The sequence below is a fragment of the bacterium genome (assembly GCA_009926305.1).
Lineage (GTDB): Bacteria > Bdellovibrionota_C > UBA2361 > UBA2361 > RFPC01 > RFPC01.
Window position 1 is genome coordinate 1 of sequence record RFPC01000042.1, and the last position, 24,090, is coordinate 24,090.

A 24,090-nucleotide genomic window follows, 5' to 3' on the forward strand; every position below is an offset into this window, starting at 1 on the left:
TGGATCGTAGACTTTTTCAATGAATCTATTCAGCTTCTCACTAAAATACTCGCGGGGCTTATTTAACTTTTTCCAAAGCGCTTTATCTGGGGCACTGTGTGAGAGGTGCGCTGGAAGAATAAATAGCGACTCAATCAAAGAAATTACAAAAACAATTACTACCACCGCCGGTATTTGTCGAAAGAACTTGCCGCTTATACCAGGAACAAAAAATAACGGCATAAATGCCACAATATTTGTAAGAATAGCGAAAATAACAGGCATCGATATTTCCTGTGCTCCACGTATGGCAGCTTGGATTTTACTAAGCCCTTGCTCTCGTTTCTCGTAAATATTCTCACCGACTACGACAGCATCATCTACAATTATTCCCAGCGTGATAATAAACGCAAAGAGAGAGATCATATTAATTGACGTGTCTAACCATGGTAGAAACAGAAAACAGCCAAGTATTGAAATTGGAATGCCCAGCGTTACCCAAAAGGCTAGCCTCACTTCAAGAAATAGCCCTAGGAGAATCAGCACGAGTATGAGTCCGAGTGCCGCGTTTTTCATTAAAAGCTGCATGCGATCAACAAAGACTACGGACCGATCATTCCAGAGAGAAACTCCAATATCTGGTGGTAATTGGGACTGCAGCTCGTCAACATACGCCTGTACTGCCTGAGAAACTCCATCAGGAGTCTCATTGCCGACTCGAAACACATCTATGCTTATTGCGGGCTTTCCATTAAATATCGCCTCTTGGTCCGCCTCTTCAAACGAGTCCTCTATCGTAGCAATTTCACCGAGCCGCACTATGCCTCCCGATGACGAGGACGAGATTGGGATATTCAAGAAGTCCCGTCCAAAATCTCTCCGCTCCTGCGTTCGTAAAAGAATCTGTCCTCCTTCACTCCGCACTTCACCAGCGGGAAGCTCAATGGCGGTCTCACGAATTTTTCTGGCGATCTGCTCTAACGTAAGATCATAAGCACGCAACTCTGACTGTGGCACTTCAATAGCAATTTCAAGAGGTGGTGTTAACCCCAGTTGAACGAGTGTAATTCCAGGTTGCTGAATCAGGTCATCACGTATTCGCTCAGCGAGCATCCGAAGAGCACTTCGAGATTGCTCCCCATAGAGCATGAGTGAAACAACCTTCCGTCTACTCTCAACAAGACTGACAACAGGACGCTCGGCATCCTCAGGAAAGGAAGTAATACGATCGACTTCGTTTTTGATATCTTGTACGAGCTTAAATTCATTCACTGATGTTAATAGCTCTACAACTACAACGCCTGACCCCTCAAAAGCAGTAGAAGTAACTCTCTTTACTCCATCAAGCCCGCGCACTGCATCCTCCACTGAGAGGATAATTCCTTGCTCTACTTCAGCAGGGCTTGCACCAGGATAGGGCACAGTAATTCTAACAATGTCAGTGGTGAACTCTGGAAAAACTTCCTGCTTGATTTGGCTACTCATCAGCAGCCCACCAAAAAGAAAGATAATCATCAAGAGATTCGCGGCAACTCGATTTTTTACCATCCAAGCGATGGGGCCCTTTGAAAGCTCGTCTCGTTCAGTCTGGTTTGCCATATCCCGCGCTTATTCACCCATTTCAGGAATAATGGTTGTTGCTTCTGCTTCAGAAACATTCAGAGGCTCCTCTTCAGCAACCTCTTCAGGTATTGCCAACAACAAGCCCTCTAACGGATTCGACAATGCACTGGTAACCAATGTGATTTCCTGAGCAAACTCTCCTCGTACATACATAAAGTCGGAGGTTGAAAAAATTGGCTCAACAGAGAGTGTCTCAAGCGTATTCTCCTCAGAGACCGTCCAGATCACCTCGCCCTCCCTGATTGCCCGCACTGGAATAGGATAAACATGGAGAATCTGATCTCCATCAATTACAACTTCAACAGCCGTTCCTATGAGCAAAGGAAACGATGGAGTTGAATCTCTTCCCAATGGCTTATCCACTGTAACCAGCACCCTCGCCATTCGACCATCTCGCTGAACTTCTCCGACTAACCGCTCTGCCATTCCTTCATGATGCTGGTATCGTCCATTACCAATTCGCTGCAGGATCTTCGTCTCGTAATTCAATTTTTCTTCTCGGTCAGAAGCAACGCCCAGATAGAGTCGAGTAAGCCACCGAAGCTCACTGCGCGGAATCTCAACCTCTATTTCAAACTGTTGCGTGCCAGCGATTTCAAGCACCGTTTCTTGCGGACTGGTATATCCTCCAACTTCTAAATTCTTCCTTAATATGGTGCCATCAAATGGCGCTATAACCTCTGTGCGCTCGAGATCAAGTTGCGCTCGTTGCAACCTACTTTCTGCTGCTGATACTTGTGCAAGCTTCTCCTGTAAATGCGGTTTACGTAGTGCTAAGCTCCTGTGTGTCTCAGCGTAAGGAGTGTCCACACCTAGGTCTTTCAAGAGCGCCCACTCTCGCTTTGCAACTGATTGATTCCCCTTTTCTAAGGTAAGCTCAAACGAAGCTCGCTCCAACTGAGCCCTCGCTTCTTCGATCGCTAATTCATAATTACGCGGATCAATTCGAAAAAGGAGGTCCCCTTGTTGAACAACTGCCCCCACCAAGAGATCTGGATGCATCTCAACTATCTGGCCACTCACTTCTGGTCTAATACGCACCAAGTGCCGCGGGGCAACGGTACCTACACCTCTAACCTGACTTGTGACATCAACCGGAGAGATCCGCTCCACCATTACCGGAGTAGCGGATGTAGCCTTGGTGCTCTTGGGGGGAGCTTCTTGAAGAGAGAGTAGAAGCCAGAAACTCAACACTCCAAGTAAAAGAATTCCTACAATCAACGCGATACGCACGCTTAGCTCTCTAGCGGAAAAGCTTGTTCTCGCTTGATCAGGAACGACAGAACTCTTCTGAGCGTTTTCTTCCCGTTCGTTACTGGAGTTCATTCACTACCTCCTTCAGGAACGGTGTGCCATCAACATCTATCCTACGACTCACTAGGAGTCTTTGGTCATCGGGAGAAAAAGCATCTTCCCTGACTTGCTCAACTGGGATCATTCCTCCTGTAGCAAGGAGCAGCTGATTTCTCAGTAGTATTTTCTGGGCTTGCTCTCGTATTACCTGCCTTTCAACCCGATGTTTTTCCTGCAGCGCTAACAATACCGGTAGGAAATCGGAAAGCCCATTCAAGTACCGATTTTTTGCTTCCTCAAATTGATGCGTTACAACTCGTTTTTGGGTTTGCATGTTTATGAGTCGTTCGTGTTGGTGAAATTCTCCGGCTAGTGCATCTTCAACTTCACGAATTGCCTCAAGGAATGTAGCCGAAAAAAGAGCGAGATCCATCTCTACCTCAGAGCGCTTCATTCGAATCATCCCCTTGTGAAGTCCACGATCAATCAACGGAATAAATAAGTTCGTAAGTCCCGTTAGCACCTTATTTGGAAAAAGGCTCTCAATTGTTCCCGAAGCAAGGCTGTAGTTCAGACCGAGTGAAAGCCTTGGATATCGATACGCTACTGCAGCTGCTACATCGTGCTCGTCTGCCTGAAGACGTAAGAGAATTGCCCTCAGATCTGGACGCAGTGCAATAAGGTCTACTGGGCGAATCCTTGGCGGGCTCTTCATAAAGGTCGGAAATTGAGTCCCCACGTCTTCCGACGTTACGGATCCTGGGCTCTGTCCGAGCAAGACACTCAGTGCATGAAGTGCCTTTTCGAGATCTAAATCAATGACCGGCAATTCACCTTCAAGTGCAGCAACTTGCTGTTGTTGCTCTAACACATCAAGTGCTGAGGACCGTCCCGTTGAAAAGCGTAACTCTATTAACTCCAGAAAAGTTTCACTCACAGATAACTGCTGCTTAACGAGCTCACGTTCTTGCAATGAAGCAAGCGCAGTAATCCACTGCCGAAAGACCTCTCCTGAAAGTGATAAATACGCTCCTTGAAAATCAGCTTCTGTCGCTTTTACCCGAATAGCTGCTGCTTCGTAGGTATTATGAATCCTCTTTAAAATGTCTATCTCATACGCCAGTGTTGGAACTACCCCAAACTGACTCTGGATGACATTACTCACTGGCGTAAATCCCCCTGAGAATAACGCCTGTTGTGTTTCAACCCGTGAACGCCTGGCTGAAACATTCGCTTCAATATTTGGGAATCGCTCTGCACCCGAATACTGCGCTTGCCCTCGAGCTTGCTCGATACGGAAGAAGGCTTCTCGAAGTGAAAAATTCTGATTAAGAGCAGTATGAATAAGAGCATCAAGCTCTGAAGCCTTATAACCGAACCAATAAGGCTCGATAGAATTTCCACTCAAAAACACTTTGGAAGAATCTGGTAAGTCCCTGGAGAATTTCGGCTCTATTTCAACAGGTGGATACTGAAAGGACCGTATTTTGTATGGTGAACAACCAAGACCCAAAAGCAAAAAAATAAGAACGCTCCAAGCCTTCAACGTTGACCCCATTCAGACGAAAAATTCAGTTAAGCTGCAACGATACCACTCCCCAAGACCAGATACCAAATTCTGAGGACCCCTTTCTCTCCGACAGCCTCATCGGTCCTAAAACGGCGGTAGAAATCACATAACTATCTGTATTTACGATAGTTATCCTAAGAGCTCTCGAGCTCCTTGCCTTCTCAGAAGATGCTTTAGTTCAGTCCTGCATCTGGTCGATAGGGTATGAGACAGGAATTTCTTTCAGAAAAACTCGAGAATACTATGGGCGCATCAGTCTTTACACTCCTCAGGACCAACTCAGAAAATGCTGACGCGGTAAGCTCAATGTTATCTCAGTGCGGATATGAGGAGGTTCAATTTACCGATATCACGGCTGCTACAAGACTCTTTGAATCTGGCTCACCACCAGAGCTATATATCTTTGATCAATCCAGCCTGCAGAATGAAGCGGCTGAATTCATTGAGACCCTCTGGAAGTGTAGACATGCAGTACCTCTTTACGCCTTTGTGGTGGGAGACAAAAAGGACGAGGAACAGCTGGTACAAATTATTGGCAAGTCGGCCCACGATTATCTTTCGGTTCCCATTCCCTCTGAACTTGGAAAAGTTAAACTTGATATTGCAAAACAAATAGTTGTTGACCAGAGAGTCCTCGCTGAATCGAATCAAGTTATTGAGCGCTACGCTCAACATATCGACAAACTCTCAGCAGATCGTGCACGCCAACTTTTTCATGCCGAACGTCTATCTACCATTGGCACTATGTCTGCTGGTTTAGCACATGAAATAAAAAATCCACTTGGTTACATTTCTACTAGCCTCGAAACAACCAAAATTTATTGGCAACAGACCTCTGAGCTTCTTTCTGATACCGAAATACATATTGATGAAAATACAAGAGACAGGCTCATATCCAAGGTTCCAAAAGCGCTTGAACGCATATCAAATGGGCTAGAACGCATTGACAAACTCATGCAAGGTCTCAACAACTTTGCTCGTTCCTCGCAAGGAGAAAAACAACTTCACAATCTGAATGATTCAGTTCACCTTGCCCTTGAAATAGCTGACATCCATTTGAAGTATCATGTGATGATTGAAACGAAACTCTGTCCGGGACTCTCTCTTGTAAAAGTCAATCCACAACAAGTTGAACAGGTGATTATTAATCTCCTCATCAATGCTGCCCATGCGCTTGAATTTGAAGAAAATGGTCAAGTCTCAATTGCGAGTTTTGAAGAGAATGGCAGAGCAGTTCTCACCATTGCAGACAATGGACCTGGAATCCCTGAATCCCACCTTCAGAGTATTTGGCAGCCTTTCTACACTACCAAAGAGGAAGGAAAAGGGACGGGATTAGGTCTATCTATCAGTCAGAATCTTATACGAGATAACGGTGGTTCTATCTCAGTAATGAATGGAGATTCTGGAGGAGCACTCTTCAAAATAGAATTCCCTCTAGGAGGTCAGAATCGATCCTCCGTTGAGTGAATCTTAAAAACAGGGACATCGAAACGCTCGAGGAGTACCGCGGTTTTTCTCAGTATTTCTCGATGGTTAGTTGTCAGGGTATCCCAGATAAAGAGCAGCTCAGCTTCATCAGGCTGAGCGAACGCATAAGGGCTCTTTGTTGGTGAAGGTTGTCTGTAAGGATGAAAAAATGGGTTTTCAACCATTCAAACTGTCATGTTTGAGCTTGGCTATTTTGAGCCTGATTGCCATTCCCTCGGAGTCTTGCTCTGCGCAGGTACTCCCACTTGCGTATCAAAACCAATACGTCATTGCTCCGATTCGCCAACAATCTTTAACTCTTCACAAGCAGACTGCTGAACTGGCTCGTTTAGAAAGTGGATTTGATAGGAGAGGCTTTGGTGGAGGAGTAAGCACTAGCACCAGAGTATTCGATACTATTGGTCTGGCAGATGAGGAGCAAACACACTTCGATTGTCAACAACTACTCAGGTCGAGGGGCATTATCAATAGCGAAGGTTGGCACTGTGAACCCAATTACCTGTTGTCCGTAGAAGCGATTCCCTATGATCCACTATTTGAATCACAAGCACCCCTTTCCCAAATAGAGCTTCCGAAAGCTTGGGATCTTACCACTGGTTCTTCTCAAATCACCGTAGCTATTCTCGATACAGGCATAGATTACACTCACGAAGATCTTGAGCTCAACATGTGGAAAAACACTCAAGAAATTCCGGATAACGGATTAGATGATGATGAGAATGGATTCATTGACGACATCTATGGGATTGATACCTATAATAACGACTCTGACCCGATGGACGACAATAATCATGGCACTCACTGTGCTGGAATTGTTGGCGCAGTCAGTAACAATGCAAGTGGCATGAGTGGTATTAACTGGAACGTGAGGCTAATGGCATTAAAGTTCATTGGAGCAAACGGCTCTGGCAGTATCTTTGATGCAATTCGTGCGCTGGAATATGGGGTAGAAAACGGTGCGCATATTATCAATGCATCTTTCGGGACTTCTTATCCCTCTGTGTTACTGAGAAATGCAATAGAACAAGCTGGGGAACAAGGAGTTCTCTTTGCCGCAGCATCAGGTAATTCTGCCAGAAATATTGACACTTCTCCCACGTATCCCGCGAGTTACGACCTGAAGAATATCATTTCTGTCGGCTCAAGTGACGAAGATAACAACCTATCCTGGTTTTCAAATTACGGAGCAATCGGTGTCGACATTGTAGCACCTGGAGAACGAATATTAAGCACGGTAAGAAATGGTGGCTACAAAAAATTTAGTGGCACATCTATGGCAACTCCGCATGTCTCGGGTGTTGCCGCTCTTCTCTTGAGTTATAAGCCTCATCTTTCTTTCACCGATTTAAAATCAGAGATATTAGACACGGCCGCCTATGCGCCGAGTTTACAAGGGCTTGTAAGAACGGCTGGAATCTTGAGTGCGTATCGTGCTCTCTACGGAATTCGAGAGGAGTCTCCGATTGCAGAGGAACCTTCATCAGCTCCGGTTTACCAGCCTGCAAGAATTAGTCGCATACGACACACTGCACGACGAACACGAGTGGCTTCACTCAATGGTGGTCGACTCCGTTTTGTAGTGCGTGGAACAGCTCGGCAGGATATCGAATTATCCTACACCCTTTCTACTCCGAAAGAAGAAGTGACGTGTCCGACCTTTGCCGTTGCTCTGAATAGTAAAGGCAGGCGTCGTCTAACACTAAGACTCCCGAGACGCATCAAAGCAAAGCGACTGGCTATACGTTCTCCTCAAGCGAGCAACGAAAGGGCGATTCGCTTAAAGCACTTCTATCCGAGCAAACACATAGCGCTCTCGCGCGCACCTGAAATCAGTGAAAGCTGTCAAGCACTCCCTCTTAGAACCCGCATTCACTAGCGGTGAAAGGATTGATTAAGGAAATCTCGCCTATTGGACATCAGCTGTATACTTTTCGGGTGCGACAACAGTAGACTTCTAACACTATGAATAACACTCAAGAGCTTATTGCACCCTTTGATGCTCTTCTTGCCGCGAGTGCTGGCGGCGTGTTTCTCGATGTGCGGTCACCGGGTGAATCCACAGCAGCCCCTCTCCCTTGCGGTGTAAATGCAGGCATCCTCTCAAATATAGAGCGGGATACTGTCGGAAGAATCTATAAGCAGAGAGGTTCTGAGGAAGCCATACGATATGGGAATTGGTTTGTTCAGGGAAAGCGAAAAGCAACGCTCATAGATAAATGGATATCCCTCATACAGAAGGATAATATCACAGGTATTTACTGTGCTCGGGGCGGCCTTCGTTCTCAGATAACACAACAATGGCTCTCGGAATCAGGAACAGCACTGCCAAGAGTCAAAGGAGGCTACAAAGCGCTTCGTCAAGAACTGATCGCCTATGCCCATAATCCACAACTCTCACTTCCACTGCTAGCACTTACTGGTCATACAGGTTGTGGCAAGACTCGTCTTATTCATACACTTTCTTCTCACCACAGAACCATTGACCTAGAAGATATGGCGAGACACCGAGGTTCTGCTTTTGGAGACACGTATAAACCTCAACCAACACAAATTGAATTTGAAAATAGTCTGTATCTCTCCATTCTCAGAGAAACTATCACGCCTCTTGAAACTCCTATCCTGATTGAGGATGAGAGTCGAATGATTGGAAAACGCGAACTGCCAGATCCTTTCTTTCAACGAATGTGTCACTCACCCCGTATCCAACTTGAACGGCCAATGAAAGAGCGAATACAAATTATACTGGAGGAATATATTGTCGAAGAACAAGAAAGATTACTTGGTCTCTATAGAGACCCAGAGGTAACTTGCTCTCTCCTCTCGAGTAATCTGTGCGAGCACTTAAAGCGTATTGCTCGAAAGCTCGGTGGAGCACGTTTCCAAGAGTTAACAAAGGACATTCAAGACGCCTGCAAGAGGCAGGCATTAGAGAACTCGCCAGAGTACCATACGGGATGGATACACAAACTGCTTCTCTGGTACTACGATCCTTTATATGAAAAGCATCTCAATAAAATTTCTCCTCTTATCGTAGCACGAGCGCATCCGGATGAATTAGTAGCAAGCAGTAAAAGCCTGTTAACCAGATTGTTGAAGGAATCCTCCTGGAAGAGGAAAGAACCCCTCCGCGGGGCTCGAAATGGAAGTATGATGCAATAAGCAGGTCTTCCGAGTGTATGAGAGATACAATCTCTTACAAGAGACTTTACTCAACATCAAATAGAAATCTCACCTGCTGTTCTACTTCAGCAGCTAACGAACGGTGAACGGGGCAGGCCCTTCCCACCCGTTCAGCAATGACTCTTTGCTTCTGATCGAATGTAGCAGGCAAGTGTATCTCTATGACGATGCTTCCTATCATCCGAGGGTCACTACTCATGATTTTCTCTACAGAGAAAAAGGAGTTTGAAAGATTGACCTCTTCCTTTTCTTCCATCTTAATCGCGATGGTTGTTAGAATGCAGCTCGCTAGTGACACCGCGCAGAGGTCCGTAGGCGAAAAGCTCTGCCCTTCACCGTGATTGTCTTTTGGAGCATCGGTGATCAGCGTTGTCCCAGACTGCTCATGTGTGATCTCTACACGCTTATTACCGCTGTATACCCCATGCATTCTTACGCTCATAAACCTCTACCTTAGGCTTTAACTCGCCTGTTCTAATAGCTTCTGTAAGTAAAATCCTGGTGTATATGACCCGCCCTGCTCGACTGCTTCCTTGGTACGCTCATCAACAAGTTCCGCTACTGCTGATTGAAGTCCCTCTATTTTTATGAGTGAGCTCATGATGTTAATGGGCATGAGTGCTTGCGACCTCAGGGAGCCTTGTTCTACTCGAGCTCCCAGGTCGTAGAGAATAACCTCAAAAAGCTCAATGGCTTTCCCTGTGGGAACATCTATGAAAGAACTTATTGCACTACTTGGAAATCCAGCCTCTTTCCGAAGAACAGATGCCGTCAGATGGCTAGCCGTGGCTGCACGATTCTGCCTTTCCTCGAACTGATACAGGGAAATAGTATTTTTTAAGAGGTCTGATAACTGCGAGTTTAACTGCAGTAATCCTCTATTGATTTTCGGAAGAGAACCTTCGTGTTCTTGCTGTGATGGCACGGATACACCATCATCCTTATACTCTGAATTCTCTATCATTGCTCAGACTCTCCCTGTCATGAACAGAGTGGAGAAGTTTTACGTGCTATGCAAGAAATTGATGACAATCTTCAGCCTCTCAAATCGCAAGAATCTGACCCTCAATGCTCCTAAAATACTTCAACATACTACAACTATTATTCATTTAGCTGTTAGCCGTTAGGCCACTCTTGCTCTGAACTCAGGGGCTCAAACGGCAGGACTTTTTCTTTCAGTAAGAAATATGGTACGAGAAGTTCTTTATCTGCTCATTTTTGCGGGGACTAACTTTGATGGGTAAATTCGTTCTTGGGCTCGTGTCACTTAGCTTCGCTGCCTTCATCCTGCTGTTATTCAAACCCGGTGATTTCCTTTTTTCAAATATCCGACTGCAGCCAGAAGCGCTGCTTGGCTCTCCGCTCCCTAGCCATTTTGAAGTTGAACAAGCACTGGCATCTGCAGATGGAGATATTGTGATCGGTATCGATCGTAAACATGAGATGAGAATCCACATTGTTCAAACACGAACGCAATCGAATCCAACAACAGTAGGCAATACCGAAGTAAGTGGCACAACACAACTCATCGAACAAAGTAAAATCTTCAAAGCGAGCAAAGGACAAACTTCTGCTGATTTCCTGACTCGTTATCTATCTGCGCAGATAGACCCGAGAAGAGTATCGGTTCAGAGCATCCATCCAGTGTCAGTAAATAAAACTCCGCTAGGCGAACTTCCGAATAATGTTGATACTCAGATTGTTCTCGCAACAAGTAAGAAGCATCATTGGTACGGAATCGTATACGTGCAAGCAGTGGATTTATTAGTCATTGCGTCTCATCCCCACGAAGAGATTCAGCTCAAACAGTTTATGGATTCACTGGCTCAAGTAGGATTTATCCTTCATCTTTCTTCATCAAATCTTGAGTAGAATAGAGAATGACTTCTTGCTGCAATCGCACCATCACCTCAGGAAACAAGTTTTAGAGTTGCGGCTGATCATGGGCAGTATGAAGAACGACCTCTACGATTGATAGCAGTTCTTGAAAATACTCTTGTGCCTCTTTTGAAAATTCTGGGAGGGCTTTTTTTAAATCATTAAAATCCTTGGTAAGAACCACTTTTTGACGAGAGCCCAAAGCCCCGTTCGTGTTCGAATACGAAATAACGTAACCAAGCATTTCGGACTGATAGAGAGCGAGTGTTTTATCTCCGATAGTTTTCGTCCTATGTCCAGCTGGAAACGGAATCGCAAGGAAATCCTCGTAACGCTTCGTAATTTCTTCTACCATTGATGCCATACTGCCCTTTCGTTATCTCTGGCATGTATTACAAACGACTGTTCCCCGTTGGGCAACTACCAAACGTTCTAATTCCTTCCCACACCTCTTACATTGCTTTCCGTTCTGACCATATACCCGCGGTTTAAAACGGCCATTATGAACCACTCCATCTCCAAAATCGGTTCCATTAAGACGAATAGCACTCCTTAAGATTCTCTTAATTGCTTTTAAGAGCTGTTTTGCCTCATCAAAAGAAAGGCTATCTGCCGCACGAAGGGGATGAATTCCAGCTTCCCAAAGCGATTCATCCGCATAGATATTACCAATTCCGGCAATGAATTGTTGGTCAAGCAGTAAAGGTTTAAGACTCCTTTTCTTGCTCTGGAGCGCTTGGTAGAAATTCTTTGCTCTAAAACTTGACTGGAGTGGTTCTGGTCCGTACTGGTTCAACTTCTGCTCGAGCCCTTCTTGGGAAAGGAGTGTAAACCGACCAAATTTTCTGGGGTCTATAAATCGACACTCGCTTCCATCGGCAAAACAGAGGATGACTCTTGAATGCGGATGTGGAGACCTACTGGAGTCAGCAACCTGTAATCTTCCACTCATGCGAAGATGGACTAAGAGGGCGAGGGGTAGAGGTTTATCATTATCTGCAAGGGATATGATTATACACTTTGCCCGCCGTGATACCGCGTCTACTCTCAATCCCGTTAGCTGTTTTCTCAAGTTCTTGATTGAATATGGCTCTATCATACGAGGCCACGTAGCTTTGACCCCGATAATTGTCTTCGAAACGATCTCTTGTTTCAGTGAAAGAACGGTCGATTCAACCTCTGGCAACTCAGGCATTGCTCCTTATTCCCTCACATGATGACCGAATGCAAAACGGCTCTGTACCGTATCCCTTAGGAGCCTGACTCCCTCTCGAAAGACTTCAAGCATAACCCTCATGAGCTAGCCTTCCCTCACGTTTCCTTGAACGCTAGAACTCTTGACCAGAAGACCACCCCCTCAGATACGCTCTCCTGATTCCAAGAACGCTCATAAGGAGCCGTCTCCTGCTCGGCACAATGAACCCTGTGTGCTAGCAACCTGAGAAGATTTAGGCAGCCCCTTCAATTCCAGCGCTTTGTGGAGCTGATGCAGCCTCCGCCTCTGCTGCTATCTCATCAGCACTGTTGACCTGATCTTCAATAACATCTGGCCATAGCGCTATCAGGTTGAGTTCTGGATCTGCATGAACCGAAAGCTCATCACCAAATCGTTGGAAGCCATATCGCACAGCACCGCCGTTGTCCCGAAGGAGATCTCGACAAGCTTTATCCTTCCCATTCACCCAGAGGTCCTGGTACTTTTCAAGTAAGCTAATATCATCCAGTAGCTCCCGATCGATCATCGCTAAGCAGCGAGTATCGATAAATACCCTGCCAAGGTTTTCATCCAGCTCTTCTTTCAAAGACTTCACTTCCACTTTTTCACCCTCTGGATGAATAACTATAGTGGAAGCGAACGGGTCACGTTCGATGCGATACGTGTTTGGTGGTAGGTTTACTACTGCTCCACCGTATTCTTTTACTAATGCATCTTTCGCCTCTGGTTCCTCATCCAAGAGGTCGTTCAGTCGGGCGAGAACTTGAGAGTTTGCCAGCATGAATTGATCGATAAGTACCAAGGAGCCGCTTTCGACCTGGATACGCTCCCGTTGGTTGCCTCGTTCGGCTGTGCCTCCGTTACGATGCCCTCTCCCGTGACCTCTGCCACGACCCCGATTTCCGCTGTTTCTCCGATTGCCAGAGGACCTTCCTCCTCTATTCGAGCCTGAGTTGCCTCTACTGTTAGAATTCCGTCTCCGGTTTCCACCACTTCTTTGATTCTTTCCTCTCATTCTTTTCCTTTACTTACTTACGGACACACCCTTAAGAGTCTTTCTCTAGGAGCTACTTCACAAGAGCAATCCCTGACAAAGAGTTGTGCTCTTACTGTTTACTTATTTTCTCCAAGATGGGTGCCTAAAGACGGGCATCAGCTAAAGGCTCACTCTTGCCACCAGGAAGAAATTAATGCATGAGACTCGGGTAATGAGTTTGTCTTATCCGTTACTGCTCATTCGCTTTATTTTTTATTGATGCACGCAGGCTTTCACATCACGTGCATCATCTTATTTGGATCATTCAAAGCGGCTTTAAACTATTGAGGTGTTCCACTAATGAAGACTTCGTTTGAAAAAGTCCTCCTCCGAGCACGATTCCCTTTATTCAAATCGCTTACTCCTCAGTCCCGCTTCCCCCAGCCGCCACTTTTTAACTATCAGTTGGCTGGTATCAGAATGACCCGATACAATAGTAATACCATATCCGAGAGCTCGGAAAAAAGAGCCTGAGGCTATCTTCAGCATAAATTACGCACTTAAAATCAGTACGTTAGCTCAAAGCTCGCGATTTTCCTCTTATTTAGCACTACTAGCGAGAAACCCCGACTGAAGCCTTTAGAGATTGCCGCCACAAGTCGATACTACAGAAAGAGAATGTTGCTAGGGGAAGAAGCGAGCTATGCCAATCAAATCTCAGTTTCAAGAGGGTGAAAGCGCCCTTATATTTTCTTCTGAAATCCTCTTTGATAAGGACACGATTACGCTTTTTGCACGATATCATGACGAGTTGTCGGCGCACCGCTCTAAAAGAGTCTGGGTAGAGACATTTGAGAGCCATTTCCTACTAGAACAGGGGACTGATTACCAACTCGAAGTAAAAAAAGAGGATACAGAACTGGAAACCTTTTTCGTTCTGCGCTGCAAATTTATCTCTGCTTGTGCTCGTTATGCCTTTTGGCGAATTACAAACCAGCAAGCACCAGAAGCACAATACGTTCTAGAAACGGCCCATATTCCCTTCACTGACGAATCTTGGCTTGATTTTCACGCAAGCTCTGACCTACGAGAATTTACTACAGAGGAAGAGTTTGAAGTAAAAGATTCCCCTCTGTCTGTCGACCTTGAGACGAAATCGGTTCGAGTGAATCGGAATTGGTTTAAGAAGTTCGAAACAATTGTAGACAAAATTGTGAAGTCTTTCGATCCACACTAGTAATACTAGTACCTTATCCTCCTTATTCCAACATTGACTTGCGACATTCAGGTCGGGGTGCACTGCAGAAATTCCTCCCGAAGCTGAAGCAACTACGCTCCATTCCTCGATATGAGGACAGAGACACTGGAGGAACCTGATGCCACGATATACGAAAGACGGAACATGTATTTTCCCAGCCAGTGAAGTTGCTGAATTTACAGTGTGCCCGAAGGCCTGGTCATTAAAACGTTTGCATGGCCATGTAACGCTCGGAAGTGAGGATGTCGATCGAGGCGATGAGGTACACCAATCATGGGCGAATGACCTTGAATTTGGCTTTACAATCGGTAGATTAATTCGTGTCGTATGTGCACTCATGGCAAGTGCAACGGTTGCTCTCCTCCTCATCGCGGAGAAGCTATGACTAACTGGTGGCACTCTGAACTTGTTCAAGCACTGACTCAAATCACGCATATTGATGCCCATTATCTGCTCTACACGATGCTCGTTATCTCATCGTTTGTGGTGATTAATGACGTTTTGAGGGCCGTGAAAAGGCGAGAGCATCGTGCTGGACTCACCACCTCACTGGCTCTAGAGCTTAGTGTAGATGGCTCGAAAAATAGGCAAGTTAGGACTTATATTTCGGAAATTCAGGGAATATCTGGAAGACCTGATGCATTAATCATAGAAAACGGATTTTGCATTCCTGTCGAACGGAAAGCGTTTGGGAATAAGGTGCGAGACCGTCACATCGCCCAGTTACTGGTATACATGAGACTTATAGAAGAGTTTGAAGGGAAAAAACCTCCTTACGGGTATCTGATTATTGGAAAGTCTGCAAGGCGAGTAAAAGTATACAATACCCCTGAGAGACAGGCTTGGTTGAGCGAGCAAATCAATCAGATGAAAGACATCGTAAATGAAAAAATTCCTGCCGCTGCAAGACCACAAAAGACCAAATGTGCCAAATGCAAGGTAAGCGATGCCTGTGAACAGCGATTCATAGCCCCAGTTGAACATACCTCGAGTTCAAATCAAAAGGAGCAACTCATTCTGATCAACTCGAAGTAATACGGCAGAGGAAAAGCCGCGATGGGGGTCGTTCTCCGTTATCCGAAACAAATCGCGTGGTCACTCGTATCAAACGGGAGCTAAGTACTGGATAACATTCAGGGGAGAAAAAATATAGCGTTTAATTTCAGATGGTTATGTGGACTCTAACAAGACCGGAGAGAATTTTGAACCACGGTCTTAACTCACCACCAAACAGTAGGCACAAAAAAACCAGCGAAATTAGCTGGTTACCTGGTAAGTATTCGAAGTTTGTCTTACTCAACGACTATATAAGATGAGGATATCAAAGAACCCTTCAAAAGTCAATTTACTTTTGGTCAAACTTCAATTTCTCCTGTGGAATTGGTGATTTAGCGTAAGATTTTTTTCTTCTGTGGGCTTACCCCTTAAGAGCACACACGAAGCTAGTGAATCACTTGCTGCTCTCCCCTATGAGACATCTCTTCAAAGAATCCGCATACCGTATATAAATGTGCTCATTGTACATTTATAGAAATTGGGAGGCTTCCGTTATAAGACGAGGCCCTCCTACAAATGAAGGAGATGAATAAGATGATATCAAGGTTTTTTTATATGGGATTTCTTACCGTTTTTCTAGTACCGCTGATTACGCAAAACGTTTTAGCCGAAACAAGTTGTAGCCCTGAGAATATGCGGAAGCTATTCACACAGATTCAAGATCTCGGCAAAGAGGCTAGCCAATTAAATACTGCGGGGAGAACACTTGCAGAACAAATTCTCAGTCGCGGTAATGCAGCAGGCGGAGACATTCAGGATGGTATTAACGGAGCTCAGGAGCAGCTTCAAAGAGCTGAAAACGGGTGTAGAAGTGGCTCAGAAGCAGCCTGTGCTCAGTTTGTCAGACTCGGGGAGTTTATCGCCAGCCTCGAATACACATTGCAGGACCTAAGACTCGGCACGGGAGAGGCGGTACGAACTCTGCTTGCTCGGATTGCATCCATTTCCGATGAAATTTCTGCAGAACAAAGTCGAGCAGGGAACTTCCTGAGAAGCTGCCTGGCCAATGAGGATCGATAACGAGCTGAAAAGAGGATGAATAAGGAGATAATCTTCTTATTCATCCTCGAAAGAGACGCCTTCCCTTTCCCCCGAATATCTGTGTTGTCCCCAGGGGAGCAATGGAAGCCCTTACGCAAACAGACGAATCTGAAAAAGCCCTTTGCAAATTATTTGGTGAACCGTGAACCGTTATCGACTTTGACTGCATTATTTAATGTATGTACTCTCTGTACATCTTTAACAAATGCGGTACTATCCCGACTAAATTTAGAAATGAATAGGAGCCCCCTGTGTCTCACCGATTTACACAACTCACACTGATTCTCACCTTCACTTTTGGTTTGGTAGTTTCTTCCGCTATGGCCTCCCCCTCGTGTGACGCTGGCGAACTGAGACGGCTTGTAAACCGCATTCACCTTGTTGAAAAGCGTATTCAAAACGCCGAAAGACGCACGGAGACAGCAATTGAGAAACTGTATCAACGGGCCAGATACGGGCTGCGCTCGGTAAATAAGCAAATCCAGCACCTCTCATCCCAATACGACAGAGAGCTCAGACTGTGTGATGACGGCAATCCAAGGGCGTGTTCAAGGGCCAATGTAACTCGAGAAATTATTGAAGGACTTCAAGAAACGAAAGACATGATAATTCCCTCAAACACCAAGAGACTGGCAAAGCTCTACCACAAGCGATACCTGCTACTTACTCGGCCACTGCAAAGAAAACTCAAGCGAGCAAAGAGATTTGTCAGGACTTGTCTTCCATCCGACATCTCGTGATTTTCTTCTGGTTTAGAACAGGGACCAGATTGAAAAGTTCTCGCTCCTCAACATGGGGGTTTATAAACCTCAGCCGCAATTGTGCCACATTTTGAGCCCTTTTCTATTGGGCCGCCTCTCGCCGTATGTCCTGGATAAGCGTAAGGAGTTTTTCTTTTCCGCTTTGATTGATCCCGGTGACGTATCCAAGCCGTTCGAACTCTTCCACAAGAACTAAGATATCAAGATTACCACCAGCACCATCTGCCAGAGGGGACCCCCCCACTCCCAGCCAAGAAGCCTCCCAACGATCAGCTCCAGCCTCCAAACCAGCGACCACTGAATCTCGCGCCACACTCCGAGGAGGGTGTAAATGAAGTGCCACTAACAGCTCTGGAAAAGCTCTTTTGACCCCGCTTACCAGCCTGGATATCTCCAGACTTCCTGCAACTCCCTCCGTATCCGCTAAAGTCACTTGCCCGGGCGTCAGCCCAATTTCCTCTGAGACTTCTATCATTTTTCCAATAAACTCAATAGCTTCATTCGGCGAGGCTATTCCTTCTTTCCGTCCACCAAATGCCGTTGAAAGAAGCAATACATCAAATACAAGACCATTTGCCTGAAACCATTCAAGGAGCCCCTTCAACTTTTCATGGACGACTTCAACGCTCCGTTGATTATAGTTTTTCTCGCGGTACGACGGAGTAAGTGCGGTATGGAATATGCCGTGCCTTTTCAAGCTTGGGAACTGTAACAGCCGCTCCGCGCCTCGGATATTGAAGTACAATCCATAAATATCGAGATCTTCTCCATGAGGCATAACACCTGATGCAAGGGCATCCGCATCACTAAACCAATCACCTGGAGCAAAGGCGGTAAGTTCAATTTTTTTTATGCCGGCTTCCTTCTGCAATTGAAAAATCTTGAGCTTATCTTCAACGGGAAGACCCCGAAAATCAGAATACTGTTGCGAACCCTCCCGTAGCGTGACATCAAGAAGCACATCACAGAGAGACATTTTTTCGTTCATAGGCTGGATTCCTCCCATAGAGTGGTCGCTATTTCCAAAAGCTCACGCTGAAAATTCCGCGAACTTGCCATAAAAACTCGGTGCTTTTCGTCTGTTCCGAATCGAAATTCTTTTCCATCAATCCCGTAGACACCTCCTCCCAGTGCTCGAATGATAGCCGCTGGAGCCCCCACATCCCATTCTTGCAAACGACCCATTTGAAGGATAACCCCATCGAGCGCTCCTGTAAGGAGGCTTAAAAACGCGGCTCCAGTATGGAGGGATTCATCGCTATACAAGCCAATGCTCTTCATTCCTGAAGGTATTCCGTGTGAGCCGTTATCCTCGGTTTTCCCCTCTCCTGCGTCCCACCGGAGATACACCCGCTCTCGCTTCATGGCATCTCGTTTACTCAAGGACAACACCTCTCCCTGTGCGTCACCAATAACTCCACAGCTGGCATCAATCGCCCAAAACGTAAGCCTTTTAGCAGGAAAAACGACCCAACCTGCCTCGGCCATGCCATCTGAACTAATGAATGCAACGAGTATCGCAAAATCATCATATCCATCGAGAAATCGAGCAGTTCCATCCAGAGGGTCAATCAACCAGTACGCATCTCTCTTGGATACCTCCTTTATTTCTTCATCCTCTTCACTGCAAATTGGAACTTCAGGGAAAAGACGAGATAATCCATCTTTCAAAAGAGCGTTGCTCTCATAGTCAGCCGTTGAAACAAGTGTTTGATCCTCCTTGGTCATTACATGAAGGCCGGACTCTCCGCTTTGCTGAGCACTACGATTTCTATTCCAGTACTCTAATAGACAGTGAGAAACACCCTCTAAGAGTAGCTCGATCTCTCCCTGTTTCTTCTTTATTCTGTCAATCATTTCAGTGTACCGTGACAAAGGTCTTGATTCCGATGACCTGTTGCTAAGAGTGATAATGTGGGCATGAGAAACAAAAATATTTTCAAAGAGAATCATCCCGATGCTTCTCAACAGCCTAGAGGAAAAGCAACGTTTGATGAAAGATGTTATCAAGTTTTACAAAGGATTCCTGCAGGAAAAGTAGCTACCTACCAGCAAATAGCGAGTGCAATCAAGAGCCCAGGCGCTGCAAGAGCCGTCGGAAATGCGTGTCGAAAAAATCCGCGAATACCACAAGTCCCATGCCACCGAGTAGTGTGTTCAAATGGGAATATCGGCGGCTATATTTTAGGAAAAGCTCAAAAAAAGAGGCTGCTTGAGTCAGAAGGGGTGGTTGTGGCAGATAACGGGACCGTGCAATTAGACATCTTTGGCTGGGATGGGCCTTTTGAGAGCCTCTGAACACCAATACCGCTCTATATTTTCTTCGCGGCTAGCTATTCAAAAAATCGGACATTAGACTTCGAATCCCTAACTCCCCTACGCCAGCACAAACATTATCAGGGGGAACTTCGTCATGGTTCTTCTTTGAATGTGTTTTCTGAATAACCGCTTCTAGTGATTCTGCAAGCTCTTTTCTCGCTGTTTCCTGCAACCCGGCTCGCTCCTCTACGGCAAACCGTCGGACAGACCCTCTCCCACTTTCAATATCGCTTCCTGAAGCACGCGCATATTGCTCAGTTTGGGCTGAATCATTCAAATCATTCAGTAATTGAAAAAGATTACCAAAAGCGGTTCCAAGCGCCTTCACTTCCTCATATTCTACACCGCACTGAACATGTCGTAAGACGTAGGCACTCAGGGTACAGGCTTCAAAGAGCGCACTCGTTTTTAAGTGATGAATCCTCTGCAACTCGTTAATATCTCTTGTGTTTTTAATGTCTAAGAGTTGTCCCACCTGAATACGCATATGGGCATCACTGATGATAGGTAATAGCTGTGGTATCTGCTCTTGCTCTCTTACTCTTCCAATCTCGCGAATTGCCAGAGCGTACAGGAGGTCGCCACTGAGAACTGCATTTGCAACTCCATACTTTACGTGAAAAGCAGGTTTCCCACGTCGCATGAGATCATTATCAATTGAAGGCAAGTCGTCATGTATAAGACTTGCGCAGTGGAGGAGCTCTAGTGCGCTAGCGACATGGAAACAATCTGGTGTAATTTCTGCTCCAAACAAAGTTACGAGCTTCAGGAACAAATTGGGGCGAATTCGCTTTCCAGCCGGAAACACAGCATACGAAAGCATCTCTATATGCGAGGCGTCGGAAAGTTGCCTTATCGCATCTTCTAGAGCACCTTCAAGCAGAGATGAATCATCGCATTGTTTAACACTCACCAAGCCTTCCCTTCTGGGTCTCAAAAAGCACTGCAACAGAGACCAGCTCAGACAGATACTCTCTCAAACAGACACCGCCTTAATTCTGCAACTAGGTAGATTGAACCGACAAGTAGTATATTTTTACCTTGAAACTCATCACTAAGCAGCCTTGATATCAGTTTATCAATAGAATCATCGTGAACTGAAATAACACTGGATCGTGTCTTGAGATAAGAATGAATAACGTTCAAATCTTCTGCTTGTGGAGATTCGGGTCGTGCAATGATATAAGAAGAAACATATTCATCAATAATATCAATCATTTGAGTCCATTTTTTCGTCTTTAAAAATCCGACTACTCCAACCATATCTCCAGAGAAATTATCATCAGCTAAAAAACTTGCCAGCGTCTTAAAGCCAGCTACATTATGAGCGCAATCGATGAGAAATTTTCTATCGGGTAACGAGAGAGTTTCTAAACGAGCTGGCCAGAAAGTTCGAGCAATACCTCTTTCTATACTCTTTTTCTCAACTCCTAAGTATTGCATTACCGACGCTGCTAATGCTGCGTTCCGAATTTGATGAGCTCCGAGAAGGGTTGGCTTTACTCGATAGCCTTCTTGTTCAATCAAAAGCGTTCCCTCTGGTCCCTTCAGCTGGAGCTCGGCTTCTCTCCCTATCTGAAACAAGCTCCCCTTTTCTCTCTCAACAACTTTTTCGATTACTTGAGTAGCTTCTAAAGATACGTCACAGCCTATATGTCCTAGGAAAAGTGGAGTCCCCCTCCTGACTATCCCGGCCTTTTCCCTGGCAATTTCCTCCTCTGTATCTCCAAGAATATGCTGGTGATCTAGCCCAATTGAAGTAATGACTGAAGCCTCTGGCGCTCTTATGACGTTTGTTGCATCAAGCCTACCTCCAAGTCCAACTTCTATGACTGCGTAGTCAACCTTTTCTCGCGCGAAGTGAATGAAGGCTGCGAGCACTATACATTCAAAGAAGCTCAACTGAATTTGTATAGACTCCGTTTTTTCTCTTATCTCTTGAATAATAGCTTCCAACTGCAGATTAGAAATGGGCTGCCCATTAACCTCAATCCTCTCATTCACACTATTCAAATGCGGTGAAATTGTAGCACCCACGGAGAACCCAGCTTCAGATAGGATAGTTTTTAAGTACGATACAACTGAACCCTTCCCATTCGTTCCAGCCACGTGTATTGACTTAAAGGTGTCTTGAGGATGCTCGAAAAGACTACAGGCTCTCTTCATAGGAGAGAGATCGAAGTCCCCTACTCCATTCCATGGCTTTTGCTCAAATAACCAATCTATAGCAGCTTGCAATGCATACCCCTTAAAGCAATAGAACTGTACCACGGTGGTACACTTAGACTCAGGAAAAATGTTTTGCTGGTCAATAGAACGTAAGGCTTAAATCCTCTGGCTTGTACCACCCATATGTCCCACCGTGGTACACTAAAGGTGCCCCAAAAGCGTCACGATTATTGAGCGATAAGCTTTCTGAAGATCTCCTGAAGGTCTCCTTCAGAATAGAACTCGAGGACTAACTTCCCTGCTTGCTCATCTGATGGACTCCTCATCATGGAAACCTTTATGCCGAGAGCGTTTCTTAGTTCTTCAACAAGTCTCCCATCTTCTGGACTGAGAGCACCCTTCCCGGTTGAAGTCCGCTTATCACTCAGCTCTTTATCAACCTCACTTTTAATCTGAGACCGAGTGAGCGTATCTAAATCCTTCAAGTAACTCGTCCGAATATCTTCATCATCGATCTTTGAGAGCAGCAGCACCTTCGATTCCGATGCGCCCTGTCTCAATGCATTAATGAGGTCATCTGGCAACTCGAGTATATCGAGGCTGCGCTGCACCATACTTTTCGAGACCCCTAGCTTTTCTGCCACTTGCCGTATACTAAGCTCGTACGTCTCTTTCAAAGCCCCAATTGCATGTGCTCGTTCAAGTGGAGAGAGGTCATCTCTTTGCAGGTTCTCAACGAGTTGCACCGCTAGAGTAGTGTCTCCTACTGCATCATTTTCTGTATTCAAGATGATTGGCACAGTATCAAGACCTGCAATACCGCACGCACGCAACCGCCGCTCTCCGGCAATTAACTGATATTTACCTGGCTCTCTCCCTGCCCGAACAATCAACGGATTGAGAACTCCATACAGTTTAATACTTTCTGCAAGCTCTTGTAGCTTATCCTCATCAAATACCACTCTTGGCTGATTTGGGTCTCGCTCGATGAGTGTTCTCTTTACTTCTCGGTACGGAATACCGGAGCGTCCTCGCTCATCTAGCTTCGGACCTGAAAGAAGTGGGTTATGCGCAAATACGAGGTTTTTCTTGGCCATCTATTATCTCTTTCACTAATGCAAGGTAGTCCTCCGCACCTGTTGAGCGCGGAGCATATTGAAAAATTGTTTCCCCCTGAGCAGGAGCCTCTGCTAATGCCACATTCTGTCTGATAACAGCATCAAACACGAGGTCTCCAAAGTAATTACGTATCGTGTCCGATACTGCCCTCGCTAACCTTTTGCGGTTATCGTGCATACATATTAAGACTCCGCCCACTACCAGTTGAGCATTATACACTGAACGTACCTGATCTATTGTGTCGAGGAGCTGTCTGACACCGTGTAGTGCTAAATATTCACTCTGAACAGGAACGATAACACTCTCAGAGGCAGCTAGCGCATTCAAAGAAAGGAGTCCAAGGGCTGGTGGGCAATCGAGCAATATGTAGTCGTACTGGTCGCGGACGCTCTCAAGAGCCCGCTTTAAAATAAGCTCCCTACCGACGACTCCTCCAAGCTCAAGATCAGCCGCACTCAGAAATAAACTAGAGGAGACTACATCTAAGTCACTAGAATGATTGAGTATTACCTCTTTAAGCGCTTTTTGACCCTTCAAGACGTCATAGATAGAAGGGCCAATTTCTGGCTCCTCTTCCTCTAATAGGTCTGCCGAGGAGCTCAAGCCAAGGTGTGTGGATAAGTTGCCTTGCGGGTCAATATCGACAAGAAGTGTCTTAAACCCACGCTCAGCGAGCGCTGCACCTACATTAACAGTTGTAGTGGTTTTACCAACTCCTCCCTTCTGATTAACGACTGCTATACATCGTGTCACGAGATAAGTTTCCTTTGAAATATTTCGAGTTTGAGTACCCTCTAGTCTGCATATCGGACTAGAGAGACCTTCTGGCTCCCTCAACCCTCGCCATAACGTTTATGAAGATATAGTGGAAAAGCGAATGAAATGCCAACAAACAAAAATATGCTAGAAAAGACGGTTCTTTCTCTCTTCCCACAGAGACATTAGATCAAAAACATCGTGATTTGAAGAAAGAACAGCTCGTGCACTGAGATAATAGCGTGTACCAAGGTAAACCAGATAACGTGTATCGAAGTCGAGTATCACCGTGTATTGACCCAAGCACTAACGGGAAACGACTACCAGCTTTATCGTGTATGAAGAGGGACATTATCGTGTATCGAATGAAGTATTGTCGTGCTTTGAAATAAAAATATTAAACTA

At 45.5% G+C, this 24,090-nt stretch carries 23 protein-coding genes; 9 read left to right on the top strand and 14 right to left on the bottom strand.

Annotated features, from left to right (window positions below; translation table 11 throughout):
- From EBR25_08050 to EBR25_08060, 3 genes are all read right to left on the bottom strand, one after another.
- On the bottom strand, positions 1-1,578 hold a 1,578-nt coding region (locus tag EBR25_08050; GenBank protein ID NBW40938.1), incomplete at its 3' end, for an efflux RND transporter permease subunit.
- A 9-nt stretch (positions 1,579-1,587) separates the two neighbouring features.
- On the bottom strand, positions 1,588-2,928 hold the full coding sequence (locus EBR25_08055; GenBank protein ID NBW40939.1) for an efflux RND transporter periplasmic adaptor subunit: 1,341 nt from the start codon (positions 2,926-2,928) through the stop codon (positions 1,588-1,590).
- A complete protein-coding gene (locus EBR25_08060; GenBank protein NBW40940.1) occupies positions 2,915-4,453 on the bottom strand; it encodes a TolC family protein in 1,539 nt (512 codons plus the stop codon). The genes EBR25_08055 and EBR25_08060 overlap by 14 nt, the downstream gene beginning before the upstream one ends.
- Before the next feature lie 216 nt (positions 4,454-4,669).
- On the opposite strand from EBR25_08060, the gene EBR25_08065 reads away from it, so the two are divergent.
- From EBR25_08065 to selU, 3 genes are all read left to right on the top strand, one after another.
- Complete coding sequence (locus EBR25_08065; protein ID NBW40941.1) at positions 4,670-5,935, top strand: hypothetical protein; 1,266 nt, start codon at positions 4,670-4,672, stop codon at positions 5,933-5,935.
- Positions 5,936-6,104: 169 nt separating this feature from the next.
- On the top strand, positions 6,105-7,832 hold the full coding sequence (locus EBR25_08070) for a hypothetical protein (protein ID NBW40942.1): 1,728 nt from the start codon (positions 6,105-6,107) through the stop codon (positions 7,830-7,832).
- Between the two features lie 86 nt (positions 7,833-7,918).
- On the top strand, positions 7,919-9,115 hold the full coding sequence (gene selU, locus EBR25_08075) for a tRNA 2-selenouridine(34) synthase MnmH (protein NBW40943.1): 1,197 nt from the start codon (positions 7,919-7,921) through the stop codon (positions 9,113-9,115).
- A gap of 46 nt (positions 9,116-9,161) precedes the next feature.
- On the opposite strand, the gene EBR25_08080 is transcribed toward selU, so the two are convergent.
- Together EBR25_08080 and EBR25_08085 are read right to left on the bottom strand one after the other, a co-directional pair.
- Positions 9,162-9,566, bottom strand: a complete 405-nt coding sequence (locus tag EBR25_08080; GenBank protein ID NBW40944.1) for an OsmC family peroxiredoxin — start codon at positions 9,564-9,566, stop codon at positions 9,162-9,164.
- A gap of 30 nt (positions 9,567-9,596) precedes the next feature.
- Positions 9,597-10,100, bottom strand: coding sequence for a hypothetical protein (locus EBR25_08085; GenBank protein NBW40945.1), 504 nt, complete (start codon positions 10,098-10,100; stop codon positions 9,597-9,599).
- A gap of 272 nt (positions 10,101-10,372) precedes the next feature.
- On the opposite strand from EBR25_08085, the gene EBR25_08090 reads away from it, so the two are divergent.
- Positions 10,373-11,008: a hypothetical protein gene (locus tag EBR25_08090; GenBank protein ID NBW40946.1), complete on the top strand. Its 636-nt coding sequence runs from the start codon at positions 10,373-10,375 to the stop codon at positions 11,006-11,008.
- A 52-nt stretch (positions 11,009-11,060) separates the two neighbouring features.
- Here the strand turns inward: EBR25_08090 and EBR25_08095 are convergent, their stop codons facing one another.
- From EBR25_08095 to EBR25_08105, 3 genes are all read right to left on the bottom strand, one after another.
- Positions 11,061-11,378: a hypothetical protein gene (locus EBR25_08095; protein ID NBW40947.1), complete on the bottom strand. Its 318-nt coding sequence runs from the start codon at positions 11,376-11,378 to the stop codon at positions 11,061-11,063.
- A 12-nt stretch (positions 11,379-11,390) separates the two neighbouring features.
- Positions 11,391-12,209, bottom strand: a complete 819-nt coding sequence (locus EBR25_08100; GenBank protein NBW40948.1) for a bifunctional DNA-formamidopyrimidine glycosylase/DNA-(apurinic or apyrimidinic site) lyase — start codon at positions 12,207-12,209, stop codon at positions 11,391-11,393.
- A gap of 253 nt (positions 12,210-12,462) precedes the next feature.
- The gene (locus tag EBR25_08105; GenBank protein ID NBW40949.1) at positions 12,463-13,245 is read right to left on the bottom strand and encodes a hypothetical protein; all 783 of its coding nucleotides are present in this window, start codon (positions 13,243-13,245) and stop codon (positions 12,463-12,465) included.
- 664 nt (positions 13,246-13,909) lie between these two features.
- Between EBR25_08105 and EBR25_08110 the strand changes: the two genes are divergently transcribed.
- The 4 genes from EBR25_08110 (at position 13,910) to EBR25_08125 (ending at position 17,301) form a co-directional block, all read left to right on the top strand.
- Positions 13,910-14,443, top strand: a complete 534-nt coding sequence (locus EBR25_08110; protein NBW40950.1) for a hypothetical protein — start codon at positions 13,910-13,912, stop codon at positions 14,441-14,443.
- 348 nt (positions 14,444-14,791) lie between these two features.
- A complete protein-coding gene (locus EBR25_08115; protein NBW40951.1) occupies positions 14,792-15,499 on the top strand; it encodes a Dna2/Cas4 domain-containing protein in 708 nt (235 codons plus the stop codon).
- 576 nt (positions 15,500-16,075) lie between these two features.
- The gene (locus tag EBR25_08120; protein NBW40952.1) at positions 16,076-16,540 is read left to right on the top strand and encodes a hypothetical protein; all 465 of its coding nucleotides are present in this window, start codon (positions 16,076-16,078) and stop codon (positions 16,538-16,540) included.
- 272 nt (positions 16,541-16,812) lie between these two features.
- A complete protein-coding gene (locus tag EBR25_08125) occupies positions 16,813-17,301 on the top strand; it encodes a hypothetical protein (protein NBW40953.1) in 489 nt (162 codons plus the stop codon).
- 103 nt (positions 17,302-17,404) lie between these two features.
- Here the strand turns inward: EBR25_08125 and EBR25_08130 are convergent, their stop codons facing one another.
- Positions 17,405-18,328, bottom strand: a complete 924-nt coding sequence (locus tag EBR25_08130; protein ID NBW40954.1) for a hypothetical protein — start codon at positions 18,326-18,328, stop codon at positions 17,405-17,407.
- A complete protein-coding gene (locus EBR25_08135) occupies positions 18,307-19,275 on the bottom strand; it encodes a hypothetical protein (GenBank protein NBW40955.1) in 969 nt (322 codons plus the stop codon). Before EBR25_08135 ends, EBR25_08130 begins: the two co-directional genes overlap by 22 nt.
- Here EBR25_08135 and EBR25_08140 point away from each other — a divergent pair.
- Positions 19,243-19,620 (top strand): MGMT family protein, encoded by a 378-nt coding sequence (locus tag EBR25_08140; GenBank protein ID NBW40956.1) that lies wholly within the window; start codon positions 19,243-19,245, stop codon positions 19,618-19,620. The two genes, EBR25_08135 and EBR25_08140, sit on opposite strands and share 33 nt — an antisense overlap.
- Before the next feature lie 31 nt (positions 19,621-19,651).
- On the opposite strand, the gene EBR25_08145 is transcribed toward EBR25_08140, so the two are convergent.
- The 4 genes from EBR25_08145 to EBR25_08160 all read right to left on the bottom strand — a co-directional run bounded on the left by EBR25_08145 (position 19,652) and on the right by EBR25_08160 (position 23,682).
- Entirely contained in the window at positions 19,652-20,554 is a 903-nt protein-coding gene (locus EBR25_08145; GenBank protein ID NBW40957.1) for a hypothetical protein, read from the bottom strand.
- Positions 20,555-20,601: 47 nt separating this feature from the next.
- Positions 20,602-21,879 (bottom strand): bifunctional folylpolyglutamate synthase/dihydrofolate synthase, encoded by a 1,278-nt coding sequence (locus EBR25_08150; protein NBW40958.1) that lies wholly within the window; start codon positions 21,877-21,879, stop codon positions 20,602-20,604.
- Positions 21,880-22,037: 158 nt separating this feature from the next.
- Positions 22,038-22,907 (bottom strand): ParB/RepB/Spo0J family partition protein, encoded by an 870-nt coding sequence (locus tag EBR25_08155; GenBank protein ID NBW40959.1) that lies wholly within the window; start codon positions 22,905-22,907, stop codon positions 22,038-22,040.
- Positions 22,876-23,682, bottom strand: coding sequence for a ParA family protein (locus tag EBR25_08160; protein ID NBW40960.1), 807 nt, complete (start codon positions 23,680-23,682; stop codon positions 22,876-22,878). Before EBR25_08160 ends, EBR25_08155 begins: the two co-directional genes overlap by 32 nt.
- Positions 23,683-24,090 lie beyond the last annotated feature (408 nt).